The 15,305-nt window shown below is 61.1% G+C and carries 14 protein-coding genes; 6 read left to right on the top strand and 8 right to left on the bottom strand.

Features of this window, described 5'->3' with window-relative positions; all coding sequences use genetic code 11:
• Positions 1-76 precede the first annotated feature (76 nt).
• From qcrC to qcrB, 3 genes are all read left to right on the top strand, one after another.
• A complete protein-coding gene (qcrC, locus tag AC6I99_RS12205) occupies positions 77-865 on the top strand; it encodes a cytochrome bc1 complex diheme cytochrome c subunit (protein WP_224090444.1) in 789 nt (262 codons plus the stop codon).
• Between the two features lie 99 nt (positions 866-964).
• On the top strand, positions 965-2,035 hold the full coding sequence (gene qcrA / locus AC6I99_RS12210) for a cytochrome bc1 complex Rieske iron-sulfur subunit (protein ID WP_224090445.1): 1,071 nt from the start codon (positions 965-967) through the stop codon (positions 2,033-2,035).
• Positions 2,013-3,686, top strand: a complete 1,674-nt coding sequence (qcrB, locus tag AC6I99_RS12215; RefSeq protein WP_224164438.1) for a cytochrome bc1 complex cytochrome b subunit — start codon at positions 2,013-2,015, stop codon at positions 3,684-3,686. Before qcrA ends, qcrB begins: the two co-directional genes overlap by 23 nt.
• Positions 3,687-3,786: 100 nt before the next feature.
• On the opposite strand, the gene AC6I99_RS12220 is transcribed toward qcrB, so the two are convergent.
• On the bottom strand, positions 3,787-4,575 hold the full coding sequence (locus AC6I99_RS12220) for a GntR family transcriptional regulator (RefSeq protein WP_497944992.1): 789 nt from the start codon (positions 4,573-4,575) through the stop codon (positions 3,787-3,789).
• Between the two features lie 164 nt (positions 4,576-4,739).
• Here AC6I99_RS12220 and AC6I99_RS12225 point away from each other — a divergent pair, with 164 nt between their 5' ends.
• Positions 4,740-5,033 (top strand): HPr family phosphocarrier protein, encoded by a 294-nt coding sequence (locus AC6I99_RS12225; RefSeq protein WP_497944991.1) that lies wholly within the window; start codon positions 4,740-4,742, stop codon positions 5,031-5,033.
• A 65-nt stretch (positions 5,034-5,098) separates the two neighbouring features.
• On the opposite strand, the gene AC6I99_RS12230 is transcribed toward AC6I99_RS12225, so the two are convergent.
• The 5 genes from AC6I99_RS12230 to AC6I99_RS12250 all read right to left on the bottom strand — a co-directional run bounded on the left by AC6I99_RS12230 (position 5,099) and on the right by AC6I99_RS12250 (position 10,345).
• Positions 5,099-5,500 carry a cytochrome c oxidase subunit 4 gene (locus AC6I99_RS12230; protein ID WP_497944990.1) on the bottom strand — a complete coding sequence of 134 codons (402 nt, stop codon included), beginning with the start codon at positions 5,498-5,500 and terminating at the stop codon, positions 5,099-5,101.
• On the bottom strand, positions 5,497-7,218 hold the full coding sequence (ctaD, locus tag AC6I99_RS12235; protein WP_497944989.1) for an aa3-type cytochrome oxidase subunit I: 1,722 nt from the start codon (positions 7,216-7,218) through the stop codon (positions 5,497-5,499). Before ctaD ends, AC6I99_RS12230 begins: the two co-directional genes overlap by 4 nt.
• Before the next feature lie 10 nt (positions 7,219-7,228).
• On the bottom strand, positions 7,229-8,101 hold the full coding sequence (ctaC, locus tag AC6I99_RS12240; RefSeq protein WP_497944988.1) for an aa3-type cytochrome oxidase subunit II: 873 nt from the start codon (positions 8,099-8,101) through the stop codon (positions 7,229-7,231).
• 183 nt (positions 8,102-8,284) lie between these two features.
• Positions 8,285-8,674, bottom strand: coding sequence for a HesB/IscA family protein (locus AC6I99_RS12245; protein ID WP_216925609.1), 390 nt, complete (start codon positions 8,672-8,674; stop codon positions 8,285-8,287).
• A 198-nt stretch (positions 8,675-8,872) separates the two neighbouring features.
• A complete protein-coding gene (locus AC6I99_RS12250) occupies positions 8,873-10,345 on the bottom strand; it encodes a dipeptidase (RefSeq protein ID WP_497944987.1) in 1,473 nt (490 codons plus the stop codon).
• Between the two features lie 118 nt (positions 10,346-10,463).
• On the opposite strand from AC6I99_RS12250, the gene AC6I99_RS12255 reads away from it, so the two are divergent.
• Positions 10,464-11,057, top strand: coding sequence for a DUF3043 domain-containing protein (locus AC6I99_RS12255; RefSeq protein ID WP_224090454.1), 594 nt, complete (start codon positions 10,464-10,466; stop codon positions 11,055-11,057).
• Positions 11,058-11,206: 149 nt separating this feature from the next.
• Here AC6I99_RS12255 and AC6I99_RS12260 read toward each other — a convergent pair whose 3' ends face one another.
• Together AC6I99_RS12260 and AC6I99_RS12265 are read right to left on the bottom strand one after the other, a co-directional pair.
• Positions 11,207-12,337, bottom strand: coding sequence for an IS1249 family transposase (locus AC6I99_RS12260; RefSeq protein ID WP_497943933.1), 1,131 nt, complete (start codon positions 12,335-12,337; stop codon positions 11,207-11,209).
• A gap of 131 nt (positions 12,338-12,468) precedes the next feature.
• Positions 12,469-13,548 (bottom strand): quinone-dependent dihydroorotate dehydrogenase, encoded by a 1,080-nt coding sequence (locus AC6I99_RS12265; RefSeq protein ID WP_497944985.1) that lies wholly within the window; start codon positions 13,546-13,548, stop codon positions 12,469-12,471.
• Positions 13,549-13,616: 68 nt separating this feature from the next.
• Between AC6I99_RS12265 and AC6I99_RS12270 the strand changes: the two genes are divergently transcribed.
• Positions 13,617-15,296: an FAD-binding dehydrogenase gene (locus AC6I99_RS12270; protein ID WP_497944984.1), complete on the top strand. Its 1,680-nt coding sequence runs from the start codon at positions 13,617-13,619 to the stop codon at positions 15,294-15,296.
• Positions 15,297-15,305: the final 9 nt, after the last annotated feature.

A 15,305-nucleotide genomic window follows, 5' to 3' on the forward strand; every position in this document is an offset into this window, starting at 1 on the left:
CTCTTTTTCTACAAGAGGCAGAATTTCAAGAAGCGGCTCGCGGAGCCGACGCAGGATCGAATAAAGGAACCACCACGTGAAGGCACTCTCGCAGAAGCGACGTCACCCACTGGCAGCCATTGCGCTGCTGCTGATGGGCCTCCTCCTCACTGGTGGGCTGTACGCCGTTGCCACATCTGTCAACCAGGCCAAGGCCGACACCACCAGCTACAGCGCAAGTGACGTAGAACAAGGCGGCAAATTGTTTGCTGCCAACTGCGCCACCTGCCACGGCATGGGTGCAAGCGGAACCAAGGACGGCCCCTCGCTGGTCGGCGTGGGTGCCGCAGCAGTTGACTTCCAGGTTGGCACCGGCCGTATGCCCATGCAGATGAACGGCCCCCAGGCGCAGAAGAAGCCCGTCCAGTTCAACGAGGAGCAGACCAGCCAACTGGCCGCTTACGTTGCATCGCTCGGCGCAGGCCCTGCGATTCCGGAAGAGCACCTCCTTGACGAAAAGGGAGATGCAGCCAATGGTGGCGAGCTCTTCCGAGTCAACTGCGCCATGTGCCATAACGCTGCAGCAGCCGGTGGCGCCCTGACGCGCGGCAAGTTCGCTCCGGCGCTGGCCGATGTCACTGGAAAGCACATCTACGAAGCCATGGCCACAGGCCCGCAGAACATGCCTGTGTTCAACGACTCGAATGTCTCCCCCGAAGGTAAGCGCGACATCATCACCTTCCTCAAGACCATCGAAGCCAACGGCTCGCCGGGCGGTGCCGATCTCGGCTCCCTTGGCCCCGTATCAGAGGGTCTCTTCGTCTGGATTGCCGGCTTGGGCGTCATCATCGCCTTCACCATCTGGCTGACGTCACGCACGTCATAGTCCGGACGAGACAACAAACTTCTGCTGCATGGTCAGCAGTTTCGAACTGAAAATTAACTCGGCTCAGGCCGAGACAACGAGAGAAGGATGAGGCGAATTATGGGCAACCATAGTGACGGCAGTCCGAACCACTCGGGCACCGTAGCTACGGCTGGTCAGAATGAGGTGGAGAAGTTCCAGGATCCTGGACTTCCTCCGCATCGTTTGCGCCTGGCTGACACGGACCCGGTAGCCGCAAAGCGAGCCGAACGTCAGGTAGCCATTTTGTTTGGCACCTCCGTCATTGGCACGCTGATCTTCCTGGTGGCGTACTTCGCCATCGATCTGGGCGACGATTCGACGATTGCAAACATCCGTACCCAGAACCTGCTCCTGGGCCTGGGTACGGCGTTCGCAATGCTCGGCATCGGCACTGGTATCGTGCACTGGGCCAAGGCCCTGATGCCCGATCACGAAGTGTCGGAGGAGCGCCACGCTATCCGTCATGAGGAAGATCGCCAGGCTGCAGTGCGTATCGTCGACGACATCGTCGAGGAAACCGGCATTAAGCGCCGCCCGCTGATCCGCAACACCCTTCTTGGTGCCGTTGCCCTTGCTCCGCTCCCTGCCCTCGCCATTTTCGGCGACTTGGGACCGCGTCCGGATGACAAGCTCGCACACACCATGTGGGCTCCTGAAGGTGGCAAGCTCAAGCGACTTACCCGCGACCCCGATGGCACTCCCATCAAGGCTTCGGATGTCACCATCGGTTCGGCCTTCCACGTCATTCCCGAGGGCCTCAACGAACTTCACGAGGGCAAGCTGAACGAAAAGGCCAAGGCCGTCGTTCTGCTGATGCGTTTGGATCCGAACTCGCTGAACCCTTCCGAGGGCCGCGAGGACTGGAGCTACAACGGCATTGTTGCTTACTCCAAGATCTGCACGCACGTTGGTTGCCCCGTTGCTCTTTACGAGCAGCAGACCCACCACCTGCTGTGCCCGTGCCACCAGTCCACGTTCGACCTCACGCAGGAATGCAAGGTCATCTTTGGACCGGCCAGCCGTCCGCTCCCCCAGCTGCCCATCGCAGTTGACGCAGAAGGCTACCTCGTCGCTACCAGCGACTTCAAAGAACCTGTAGGACCGAGTTACTGGGAGCGTGACGAGCATGAGCGCCTCATCAACAGCTGAAGCCCCCTTCGTAGCGAAGACCAAAGTTGGCCGTTTCACTGACTTCGTAGACGAGCGTGTAGGCGGTTCCGGCATCCTGCGCGAGTTCGGCCGGAAGGTGTTTCCTGACCACTGGTCATTCATGTTCGGTGAGGTGGCGCTGTACTCCTTCGTCATCCTGCTGATGTCGGGTACGTTCCTGACCTTCTTCTTCGACCCCTCGATGGCTGAAACCCACTACCAGGGTTCCTACACGCCGTTGTACAACGTCGAAATGTCGGTGGCCTACAGCTCATCGCTGAACATCTCCTTCGATGTCCGCGGTGGCCTCTTCATGCGTCAGGTGCACCACTGGGCGGCACTGCTGTTCGTGGCATCCCTTGGTGTCCACATGCTGCGTGTGTTCTTCACTGGCGCGTTCCGCAAGCCCCGTGAAATGAACTGGGTAGTGGGCGGCGTCCTGCTGATTCTGGCCATGGCTGCCGGCTTCACTGGCTACTCCCTCCCCGATGACCTCCTTTCCGGCAACGGTCTGCGCATCATCGATGGCGTTATCAAGTCCATTCCGGTCATTGGTACCTACATCTCGTTCTTCCTCTTCGGTGGAGAATTCCCGGGCACAGCGATCATTGGTCGTCTGTATGTGCTTCACATCCTTCTGGTCCCGGCACTGATTCTGCTGATGATCGTGATTCACCTGTTCATGGTTGTCGTGCACAAGCACACTCAGTACCCCGGCCCTGGGCGCAATGACGGCAACGTCGTCGGCTACCCCCTCGGCCCGGTTTACGCTGCCAAGGCCGGCGGGTTCTTCTTCATCGTCTTCGGTGTGCTGGCCCTAATGGCAGCTGCCTTTACGATCAACCCGATCTGGAACTACGGTCCCTACGACCCCTCACCGGTTTCCGCAGGTACCCAGCCTGACTGGTACATCGGATTCGTTGACGGTGCACTTCGCCTCATGCCTGGTGTCGTCAACAACTTCCACTTTGAGTACATCGTCTTCGGACACACGCTGACCCTGAACGTCCTGCTCCCGGCACTCGTGCCTGCCGGCATCATCTTCACCGTGCTGTTCATGTACCCGTGGATTGAACGCTGGGTCACCAAGGACAACCGCGAGCACCACGTCCTTGATCGTCCCCGCAACGCACCTACCCGTACCGCGATCGGTGTTGCCGGTTTCACCTGGTACTGCGTCATGTGGGCTGCGGCAGGTTCGGACCTCATCGCCACGCATTTCCACGTATCCCTGAACGATGTCACGTACTGGCTGCGCACACTGTTCTTTATCGGCCCGGTTCTCGCTTTCATCGTGACCAAGCGAATCGCACTGGCACTGCAGCGCAAGGACCGCGAGATCGCCCTCCACGGGCGTGAGACCGGCCGCATCGTACGGCTCCCCCACGGTGAGTTCATCGAAGTACACGCTCCCCTGGACGAGTACAAGCGCTACAAGCTCGTTGGATTCGAATCTCCGGTTCCGTTGCCGGCGACGCCGAACGAGCACGGGGTGGTAACCCGCAAGGAAAAGCGCCGTGCAGCACTCTCCAAGTGGTTCTTCGAAGACCGTGTTGCTCCGGCAACTCCGGCGGAACTCGAAGCAGCCCACGCGCATGGCCACCACGAGGCCATCGAAGCTGGCGAGGACCAGAAGAGCCTCAGCCACTAGTTACGGCTTGAAAACAGGGAAGGGCACGATCCATAAGGATCGTGCCCTTCCCTGTTGTTTTTGCAGTGTGTGATGGACCCGATACGGACCGCTCCCGGCTCTATTGGGTTCGGTAACCGGAGGAGTAGTTGCGTGTGGGCCGGACCCCTGGCCGCTGCAGCGGAATCCAAAGCTTGTAGCGGTCGGCCCGGTAGTAGGAAACGGAGTAGTCCACCATTGCCCGGGCCACGAAGGCATGGCGCTGGATCTTTAACAGGGGTGAGCCCACGTCCACGTTCAACAACCTCGCCGTTGAAGGGGATGCCGCCGTGGCCTCAATCATGTCCTCGCCCCATTCCATGACGAGGCCGTAGCGTTCGCTGAGCACGTTGTAGAGCGAAGTGGGGGGCGCCTCATCCAACAGCCCCGGGACGCGGTGTGCCGGAATGAAGTTCTCGTCGACGCTCATGGGTTCGTTGTCGGCCAACAGCAACCGCCGGAAACGGACCAACGGCGTGCCTTCCTCAAGCTGAAGCTCCCGCGCCAGAAAAGCACTGGCGGCAATCTGTTCAAAGCTCAACACCTTTGCAGCCGGAACCATCCCTCGTCGTTGCATCTCCTCGCTGTATGAGGTCAGCTTCACCTGGAGATCGAGTTTGGGCTTCTTAACGAACGTACCGAGTCCCACCACCCGCTCAATGACTTCCTCACCCACCAAGGCATCAATGGCTTGCCGTACGGTCATCCTCGCAAGACCAAATCGTAGGGAAAGGTCCCGCTCAGACGGCAGCGACGAGCCTGGCGGACATGACTGGGCTATGAAACTCCTCAATATCTCCCGGAGCTGGATGTAAATAGGGGTGCTGCTGGTCCGGTCAATTTCACCGGCGATACTCGCGGCTTCAGGCATGACGAGCTCCCAACATCAAATAGGTCATGCCTTAAGGGTAGATCAGCCGGGGCACAGGTCTAGACCAGCCGCACTGCGCGATGTGGAGAGCGGGCCAGGCGGCGGCTACGCTTGTATGGATCAAATTTCCCGGACGGATATCCCGTCTTAGCAAAGGAGCTGGCTTGCCGGAGCAGAAATCCTTCGTCGCAGCAGAAATAGGGTTGCACGCGCGGGCGGCAGCGGTGTTTGTTCGTGCCGTGACCGACACTGGGCTGCCAGTTACGATCAGGAAGCCTGACCGGCCGCCTGTAGATGCACGCTCGCTCCTTGAAGTCATGACAGAAGACTTTGGCCATGGCTGCGAGGTACTCCTTGAGGTGGCCGTGGAGGCGCTCCAAGACGATCAAAGTGTCTCTGACGCCAACAATGCCCTCGTGGGCCTTTCTGCCGTTCTGGAGGGCACTCAGGCCCGTTGACGCCCCAACCACGAGAACGGGCCCCACCAAAAGGTGGGGCCCGTCGTCGTTATGTTGTTGTGCCGTTAGTGTGCGTGGTCGCCACGGCTGTATTCGAAGACCCAGCCAACCAGTGCCACCAGGGCAAGGCCACCCGCGATGTAGGTCACCCAGAAGCCAACGGCCAAGCCGAGGAATCCAGCGGCACATGACAGACCAAGGACCAGCGGCCACCAGCTCCAGGGGCTGAAGTGACCCTGCTCGCCGGCGCCCTCGTGGATTTCAGCATCGGGACGATCTTCCGGGCGCATACCGATGCGCCTTCCCGTGAAGCCCAGGTAGGCACCGATCATGCCGGCCAAGCCGCCCACGAGCAGGATGCCCAGGACGCCGACCCATTCGGACCACTGCGTCAGGAATCCGTACGCAATGGCGACGGGGACGAAGAAGAAAACTCCGGCTCCAAAGAGCCATGACTCGATTTTCACTTGCGGACGTCCTTCTGGTCGGCGTTACCGAGCAGCACTGCTGCCGGTTCCGGGGACTGTGCGGTGTGGACCTGGGCCAACTCCGGGTGGTGAAGGTCCAGTGCCGGGCGCTCAGAACGGATACGGGGCAGGGAGGTGAAGTTGTGGCGCGGCGGCGGGCACGAAGTTGCCCATTCCAGCGATGCACCGAAGCCCCAGGGGTCATCGACTTCTACCTTCTTGTTGCTGCGCCACGTGATGTAGACGTTCCAGAAGAACGGCAGCAGCGAGGCACCCAGGACGAAGGACGAGATCGTGGAGAACTGGTTCATCCAGGTGAAGTTGTCCTGCGGCATGTAGTCCGCATACCGGCGGGGCATACCCTCAACACCCAGCCAGTGCTGGATCAGGAAGGTGCCGTGGAAGCCAAGGAAGAGCAGCCAGAAGTGAATCTTGCCAAGGCGTTCGTTGAGCATCTTGCCAGTCCACTTCGGCCACCAGAAGTAGAAGCCGGCGAACATGGCGAACACAACCGTACCGAAGACGACGTAGTGGAAGTGGGCCACGACGAAGTACGAGTCCGAGACGTGGAAGTCCAGCGGCGGCGACGCCAGGATAATACCGGTGAGGCCACCGAAGAGGAAGGTCACCAGGAAGCCAATGCTCCAGAGCATCGGAGTCTCGAAGGTGATGGAGCCCTGCCAGAGGGTACCGATCCAGTTGAAGAACTTCACACCGGTAGGCACGGCGATCAGCATGGTCATGAAGGCGAAGAACGGAAGCAACACAGAACCAGTCACGTACATGTGGTGTGCCCACACAGTGACGGAGAGTGCAGCAATGGCGATGGTCGCGTAGACAAGGCCCTTGTAACCGAAGATCGGCTTGCGGCTGAACACCGGGAAGATCTCAGACACGATGCCGAAGAACGGCAGGGCGATGATGTACACCTCGGGGTGGCCGAAGAACCAGAACAGGTGCTGCCAGAGCACTGCGCCGCCGTTTTCGGGATCAAAGATGTGGGCACCAAAGCGACGGTCTGCACCGAGGGCAAACAGGGCTGCTGCCAGCGGCGGGAAAGCCATCAGGACCAGGATGGCCGTGACGAGGGTGTTCCAGGTGAAGATGGGCATGCGCCACATGGTCATGCCGGGGGCACGCATGCAGATGATGGTGGTGATGAAGTTCACCGCACCGAGGATCGTTCCAAAACCGGAAAGAGCAAGGCCGAAGACCCAAAGGTCGCCACCAACGCCCGGGCTGAACGTCGTGTTGGACAGGGGCGCGTAGGCGAACCAACCAAAGGATGCAGCACCCTGCGGGGTGATGAAGCCGGAGACCGCAATGGTGGAACCGAAGAGGAAGAACCAGAAGGCCAGTGCGTTCAAACGCGGGAAGGCGACGTCGGGAGCACCAATTTGAAGCGGCATGATGACGTTGGCAAAGCCGGCGAAGAGCGGCGTCGCGAACATCAGGAGCATCACGGTGCCGTGCATCGTGAACATCTGGTTGTACTGTTCCTTGGTCTGCAGGATCTGCATACCAGGTTCGAACAGCTCAGCACGGATCAACAGCGCCATGACGCCGCCGAGGCAGAAGAACACAAAGGACGCGATGAGGTACATGTACCCGATGGTCTTGTGGTCCGTGGAGGTGATCCAGTTGACGACTATGCGTCCCTTGGATTTAGGAACTACGGGAGCCTCTAGGGTCCCGGCGGATTGAGTGTAAGTAGCCACGTCGCTCCCCTTACTTGGTTTCGATCAGGTCCGGGTTGCGGTCGTATTCCGCACCGAGCAGGCCCGTGTTGCCGTCCTGGCGAAGCTTGTCCATGTGGGCCTGGAATTCAGACTCGGAGACAACCTTGACGCGGAACAGCATTTCGGAGTGGTATTCACCGCAGAGTTCGGCGCACTTGCCATCGAAAGTGCCCTCCTTGGTGGGAGTGAACCTGATGTAGTTGGTCTTGCCGGGGATCATGTCCCGCTTCTGCAGGAAGGCCGGAACCCAGAAAGAGTGGATGACATCGCGGGAGTTCAGCTCCAGGTCAACCGACTTGCCAACGGGCAAGTACAGCGTGGGGAGGAGTTCTTTGTTGACTTCGTTGCCGGTCAGGTGGGCCTGAACGCCGGCCTCGTGGAGGTCTTCGTTGATGACCTCGCCCTTTTTGTAGTTGAAGTCCCAGGCCCACTGCTTGCCGCGGACGTCAACGACGACGTCTGCCGGCTGTGAGCGGTCATCGATCGCACGCTGGTCCTGGTCGGTGAAGTAGAAGAACACCAGCACCATGAACAGCGGAATGGTCAAATAGAAGACCTCAAGCGGCAGGTTATAGCTGAGCTGCTTCGGGAATCCCGTGGTGCCCTTACGGCGGCGGTAAGCGATGATGCACCAGACCAGAAGGCCCCACGTGATGATACCGACTGCCAAGGCGGCGATCCATGAGTTGACCCAGAGGTCCATGATCCGGTCAGTGTGGTTGGTCGTGCCGCGCTCAGTTGGCAGCCAACCCTTCTCTACCTCTGGTGAACATCCGGTCAAAACCAACGCGCCGGCTAGTGCCAAGCCAGTGATCGAGGTGATCTTTATGCGTCGGCTGCCGGTTCGGTTCTGCGAACTCACAGACGGCCCTTCCTCTTGTTGCTGTCTCCCGGCAGGCCAAAGGCCACCGGGCACACTAAAAAGTTTTACTACCCGATGTAGAGCTTACCGCTATGAAGCGGTTTTCGCGCACATGTCGGCGCCGTGGCTCCGAATGCGTTGGAACGCATGCAGAGGGGCGCCGACATGCGGCGATAGCTCACGTCAGTGGAACGAGTCGCCGCAAGCGCAAGACCCGCCGGCGTTCGGGTTATCAATGGTGAAGCCCTGCTTCGAGATGGTGTCCTCGAAGTCAATGCTGGCCCCACTCAGGTAGGGCACGCTCATCTTGTCCACTACGACCTCGACGCCGTCGTAGTCGCGGACGGCATCGCCGTCGAGAAGGCGCTCGTCGAAGTAGAGCTGGTAGATCAAGCCCGAGCAGCCGCCCGGCTGGACTGCAACGCGCAGACGCAGATCGGTGCGCCCTTCCTGTTCGAGGAGGCTACGGACCTTGCCTGCTGCGACATCGGTCAGATTGACCTCGTGCGTGGGAAGCTCCTCGTCTGGGACGAGCTGTGCTCCGGTGCTGTTTTCGTTGGTTGCAGTGCTCATTGGCCTACCTTCTTATGACGCTCCTGGCGGCGGCGCCGGAACGCAGCCTGCCCTTACCCAATTACGTACGGGTTATAGCTCCATGCTACGTCGCGCAGACGCTGAGCTATAACTTCTGACGTAACCACGGACCGCATTTACTTGTTCCCGGCCTGCCCCGCCACCCATAAACGACACCTTGTAACGCCATTGCGCTGCTCAGCCATCAAGGCCTTCAGCGTTAAGCCGCGCCAGCATCAGCGACTCCGCCAGCACAGCATTACGGAAATCGCCTATGTGCAGCGATTCATTGGCACTGTGGGCGCGGGAATCCGGATCTTCTACGCCTGTCACCAGAATCTGGACATCGGGATACATCTCGGTCAGGTCGGCAATGAACGGGATGGAACCGCCGATTCCCATTTCCACTGGTTGGACTCCCCAGGCTTCCCCCAAGGCCCAGAGTGCCACCCTGGCAGCTGCCGACGAGGTATCGGTCGAAAAGGCATTGCCCCTCTCCCCCGGCGTAAATGTTACTTCGGCGCCAAATGGTGCGTGGGACTCAACATGGCTCTTCAAAGCCTCCATAGCGGCGTCGGGATCCTGTCCGGGAGCCAGGCGCATGCTGAATTTGGCGCGGGCTGAGGGAATGAGCGTATTGGAGGCAACGGCAACGGCAGGAACATCCATGCCGATGATGGACAACGCCGGCTTGGTCCACAAACGCGAACCGATCGTCCCGCCCCCGGCGAGTTTGACGCCGTCGAGCACTGAAGCGTCGGCGCGGTATTCGGCCTCCGTCAGGTCAACCGCAACGTTGTCATTTCCAACGAGCCCGGCCACAGCGACATTACCTTCGTGATCGTGGAGGGTCGCAATGAGGCGGGACAGCAGGGTCGGAGCGTCCAGCACCGGGCCACCGTACATTCCCGAATGCACCGCATGTTCCAGCACACGGACTTCGAACGTGCCATCCACGAGCCCACGCAGGCTGGTGGTCAAGGCAGGAATGCCGACCTTCCAGTTGCTGGAGTCCGCCACCACAATCACATCGGATCGGAGAAGCTCGCGATGTTCCTCAAGGAATGTCCTGAAGGTGGGCGACCCCGCTTCTTCCTCGCCTTCAAAGAAGAGCGTCACGCCGAGGCCAAACCCATCCCCCAGGACCTTTGTCGCAGCCGTGTAAGCAGCCAGATGGGCCATGATGCCGGCTTTATCGTCAGCCGCGCCGCGACCATAGAGCCGGCCTTCCCGTTCCTCCGCGATGAAAGGCTCGGAAGCCCAAAGCGCCCGATCGCCGGGCGGCTGGACGTCATGGTGCGCGTACAAGAGAATCGTGGGCTTGCCCTCGCCGGCCGGACGGCGGGCGACGACGGCGGGACCCCCGGGCGTCCCGTCCGGTTTGTCGCAGCGCAGAATTCGTACGTCATCCATTCCCGTTGCCCTTACCAAGGAGGCGACAGCTTCGGCGCTGCGATCCAGTTCGGCGGGTTCGAAGCTTGGCCACGCGATTCCCGGGATACCGACAAGGTCCTTCAGGGCGCCAAGAGTCGCGCTGAATGACTCATCGACTGCTTTGGCCAAAGCGGCCACGACTTCGGAGCGGATGGTCTCGTTCGACGACGGGCGCTCAGTGCTGTGGCCGGAGTTCCGTCGCTGATTCTGCGGGATCTCCGCATGTTCTGATGTCATGCCCAAACTTTACAGCTGACTTCGGGAAGGCAAAGGAAGGCGCGGTGGGCTGCCAGGCTGGAGGGAGACCACGGCCGTCCGTAATCTTCGCCACCTTCCTGCGGGGTATTCTGTATGGGTGTTCGGACGCAAAAAGGAAGAGCCCAGCGCTCAAGCAGTAGTAGACCAGGCCCAAGCCGCCGCCCAGGAGCCAGGTGCCGGAAAGGGCGCCCCTACCCCCAAGCGGAAGGACCAGGAGGCAGCCCGCAAGCGCCCACTGGTGCCCAACGACCGCAAAGCTTCCAAGGAGGCCGAACGCGTCGCGATTCAGGACCAGCGCCAGAAGATGCGGCAGGCGCTGGATACAGGTGACGAAAAGTACCTGCCCCTGAGGGACAAGGGTCCCCAGAAGCGCTTCGTTCGGGATTATGTGGACGCCCGGTTCAGCCTCGGCGAATACCTGATGTTCGGCGCCCTGCTTTTCGTGGTGATCTCGCTTATCGTCCCGGCCAACAGTGCACAGATTACTTATGTCCTGGTTGGATTCTGGATCATGTTCCTTGCCGTCTTCGTGGATGCTTTCATCCTTTCACGCAAGCTCCGCAAGCGCCTGGGCGAGAAGTTCGGCGAAGTCGAGCGTGGTGCAATCTGGTACGGATGCATGCGTGCCCTGCAGTTCCGCAAGCTCCGCCTCCCCAAGCCACAGGTCAAGCGAGGCCAGTACCCCGCGTAGCGGCACGCCAAAGAGGCCCCGACCCCACTACTCATACGAAGAACCCCGGACCATTGGTCCGGGGTTCTTCGTATGGGCCTTCGTTTCGATTCGTTCCCAGGTGGACGTTTTGGGGTTATAGGACAAAACGTGTGTAAATCCCGGGTGTGTCATGTGCGTCCGGCCCAGCCTTTGCGGTCCCAGAGGCCTTCCTCGGCGCTGAGTCCGGTGCTGTAGAGCTCGGGCCCGGGTTCCTGCTCGATCGGGGTCCTGGTTTCGGTCTTGGCCGGGTGGTGGTGCTGGGCTTTGATGAGTTTCGCCGGTGGCAGGGGCTGTTCGCTGTGGAGGTAGAGGTACCACTCGATCGCCCGTTTGCGGTGCTCTTCGCTCATGCCCCGGTGGGCCCGCAGCAGTAACCGGAGTTGGGCGTTGGTGCCGCCTTCAATGCGGTTGGTGGTCGAGGCGATCTGGAGGCCGGCGAACTCGGCGCGCAGGTAGGTGAAAAGTGTCCCGGCCTGGCTGAGCCGTTCCAACAGCCGGTAGGCCTTACGGAGCCTGTCGTGGGTGTACCACCAGGTTTGATTCGCCCTGACCCACCCGGGCACAACGGCGCTGCCGTTGCGATAGGTGCGGGCTTTGACCAGGTTCCCGTAGCTCTGGTGCCAGTCATGGAGCCCGCCCAGCCACGCGGCGGCTTCGGCCGCGGTGGTGATCCTCGTTAGGGCGCGCCCGAGCCGCAGCAACGCCTTGCCCGCCTCAGTCCTGGGCCGGCCGGTCAGGTAGGTGCGGACGTTGCGTTGGACGTGGACCAGGCACCGCTGAACCGCGGTCTCACTCCAGCACTCGGACAGGGCCGCTGCGATGCCGGAGCCACCATCGGTGACCACGACGGTGGGGGCGGGGAACCGTGCGAGCAGGGCAGCCCACGCGGCCTTCTTCTCGGTATCGCACCACTGCCAACCCAGCACGTAATCCCCGGCCACAGCGATCAAACAGCACCACGAGCCCACATAAATCCCGTCGACCTGGACCTGGTCATGGACCTCGCCCGTGGCCGGAATCTTCGGGGCGATGTTCCAGCACCACCCTGTTCGGCGCCGGAAGGAACGGGCGGTGCCGAACGAGGTTGCCGCGGACTGGTTTGACGTGCCCAGCAGCCAGCCCAGGAACGCATCCAATTCAGCCCGGCGGCTCACATCGGGACGTTCACCCGAGCGGCTCGCCCCGCACTCCAGGCACCGGTACCGCTGCTTCCCGGCAGCTGTTTTCCCGTTCCGAACCAGCCCGCGACCACAAATCAAACACTCCGGAGATATGCAAGCACCCCAGCCACCCTAAGCTTCAAAAGCTTAGCTAACCCGGATTTCCCCCGCGATCACTGGAATGCAAGCCCCTCCCATACACACGTTTTGTCCTATAACCCACGTTTTGACTAGCGGGAGTCCCGCTTCCGGATCTTCACGAGGCCCTTGTTGATGCGTGATGCCCAGAACGGGCCCTCGTAGAGGAACGCGGTGTAGCCCTGCACCAGGGTTGCCCCAGCATTCAAACGGTCCTGGACATCCTGGGCGGACTCCACGCCGCCCACGGCAATCAGTACCAGCTGGTCACCGACGGCGTCCTTGAGTCGTCGCAGGACCTCCAGTGACCGCTGCTTCAGCGGTGCACCTGAAAGCCCACCGGCTCCCAGCGATCCAACCTTCGCAGCATCAGTGACGAGGCCGTCCCGGGCGATGGTGGTGTTGGTTGCAATGATGCCGTCCAGCTTGAGGTCAAGCGCAAGCCGGGCGACGTCGTCGATGTCCTCGTTGCTCAGGTCAGGCGCTATCTTGACGAGCAGGGGAACATGGCGGCCAGCAGCTTCATCTGCGGCATCCCCCACGGCCCGGAGCAGCGGCCGAAGAGTTTCCACGTTCTGGAGCAGCCGCAGTCCCGGCGTGTTTGGCGAACTGACATTGACCACGAGGTAGTCGGCCGCAGGAGCGAGGCTCCGGGCGCTGACGAGGTAGTCTTCTGTGGCCTCATGCAGCTCAACAACTTTCGTCTTGCCGATGTTGACACCAATCACGGGACGTACATCGGCGTGAAGGCGCTGCAGTGCAGCTTTCGCCGACTTGAGTCGCGGAGCCACAGCTGCTGCGCCGTCGTTGTTGAAGCCCATCCGGTTGATGACGGCGCGGTCGTCAATCAATCGGAACAAACGCGGCTTTTCGTTGCCAGGCTGCGCCTGCCCGGTGATGGTTCCCACCTCTACGTGGCCAAATCCCAGATCGGCCAGCGCTTCGATTCCGTGTCCTTCCTTGTCAAAGCCGGCTGCCAAACCGAAGGGAGAGGGGAACGTCAACCCAAGCGCCTCGGTTCGAAGGGATGCATCCGGAGCTGTGATCCTGGCAAGAACCCTGCCTGCGCCGGTGCGGTGGGCCGCCCGGATCGCTTGAAAGCCGATCTTGTGGGCTTTCTCGGCATCCATCCAGGAGAAGGCGAGCTTGAAGAAGGTGGGGTAAACACGCATGGTCCTAGTTTTCCGGTTTACTGACAACACACCAAACCCGTGACCTTGCCTGCGGCTAGCATGTACGCATGCCGCTACAAGATCGTGATGCAGATCATGGGAATCCAATCCTCGCCGACGTCATCGTTGTAGGTGCAGGCTTGTCCGGACTGGTAGCGGCAGCAACCGCCTATGCGGCAGGCAAGCGCGTGGCGATCCTGGACCAGGAGCCAGCGGCATCCCTGGGTGGACAGGCGCATTGGTCCTTCGGGGGCCTGTTCATGGTCGACACGCCGGAGCAGCGCCGGCTCGGTGTCAGGGATAGCGCTGAATTGGCGCTCTCGGACTGGGTGGCCTCCGCGGGCTTTGACCGGCCACACGATGGGATGGCGCGGCAGTGGGCCGAAGCCTATGTCCACTTTGCCTCCGGTGAGAAGCGCGCCTGGTTGAAAAGCCTCGACGTCGGAATCTTCCCTTTGGTGCAATGGGCAGAACGCGGAGGTTATGGCCCACAGGGACACGGAAACACCGTTCCCCGGTTCCACGTCACGTGGGGAACGGGCCCCGCCCTCGTGGAACCGTTTTTGGCCAAGGTGCAGGAAGGTGTCCAAACGGGGAGGGTGTCGCTGCACTTCCGGCACAGGGCTACTGGGCTGTCGACGACGGCCGGCAGGGTGGCAGGTGTCACGGGCCAGATTCTGGAACCCTCGACGGCGGTGCGCGGCCAAGCGTCCTCGCGAACCGCCGTCGGGGGTTTCGAGGCCAGGGCGGGCGCTGTCGTAGTGACTACAGGCGGCATCGGCGGCAATCACGAGACCGTGCGCCGGCAATGGCCGGACAACGCTGCACCGGCTGACATGCTCAGCGGTGTTCCCGCTTCAGTGGATGGTAATTTCCTTCCTGTTGCGGAATCCCTCGGTGCATCGTTGGTGAACGGAGACCGCATGTGGCATTACCCCGAGGGCATCCATAACTACGATCCCGTGTGGCCCAAGCACGGCATCCGCATCCTTCCCGGTCCGTCATCACTGTGGTTGGATGCCGATGGGCAACAGCTGCCGGCGCCTCTGTTTCCAGGCTTCGATTCCCTTGGCGCGCTGCGCCACATCGTCGCCACCGGTCACAGTTATTCGTGGTTCGTCCTGAACCGCACCATTGCGCTCAAGGAACTCGCGCTTTCCGGATCCGAGCAGAACCCGGACCTGACCGGGAGGGACGTTTCACTGCTCGTTTCCCGACTGAAGCCAGGCAGCGATACCCCCATACAACGTTTCCTGGACAAAGGCATCGACTTCATTCAGGCATCCTCGCCCCATGACCTGGCCGGGAAAATGAACGCACTCACGGGCAATCAACTGATCAGCGCTGACCACCTGGACGCGCTGGTGCGCGCCCGCGACCTTCAAGTGGCAAGCGGACTGGGCAAGGACCCCCAATTGGCTGCTATCCGCGCGGCCCGCCGTTTTGCCACTGACAAACTGATGCGCGTGGCTCCCCCACACCGCCTGGCCGATCCTGCCCACGGACCGCTCATTGCCATCAGGCTGTCCATCCTCACAAGGAAAACCCTGGGAGGGCTGAAGACTGACCTCAGGTCCCGGGTCCTGGACCAGGAAGACCGGGTGATCCCGGGCCTTTATGCAGCCGGTGAAGCGGCGGGCTTCGGCGGAGGCGGCATCCATGGGTACAGGGCCCTGGAAGGAACCTTCCTGGGTGGATGTCTTTTCACAGGCAGGGCCGCGGGACGCGACGCAGCGGCGAGTGTCTAAGCTGAAGGC

Source organism: Arthrobacter sp. TmtSoilC77, from assembly GCF_059739415.1.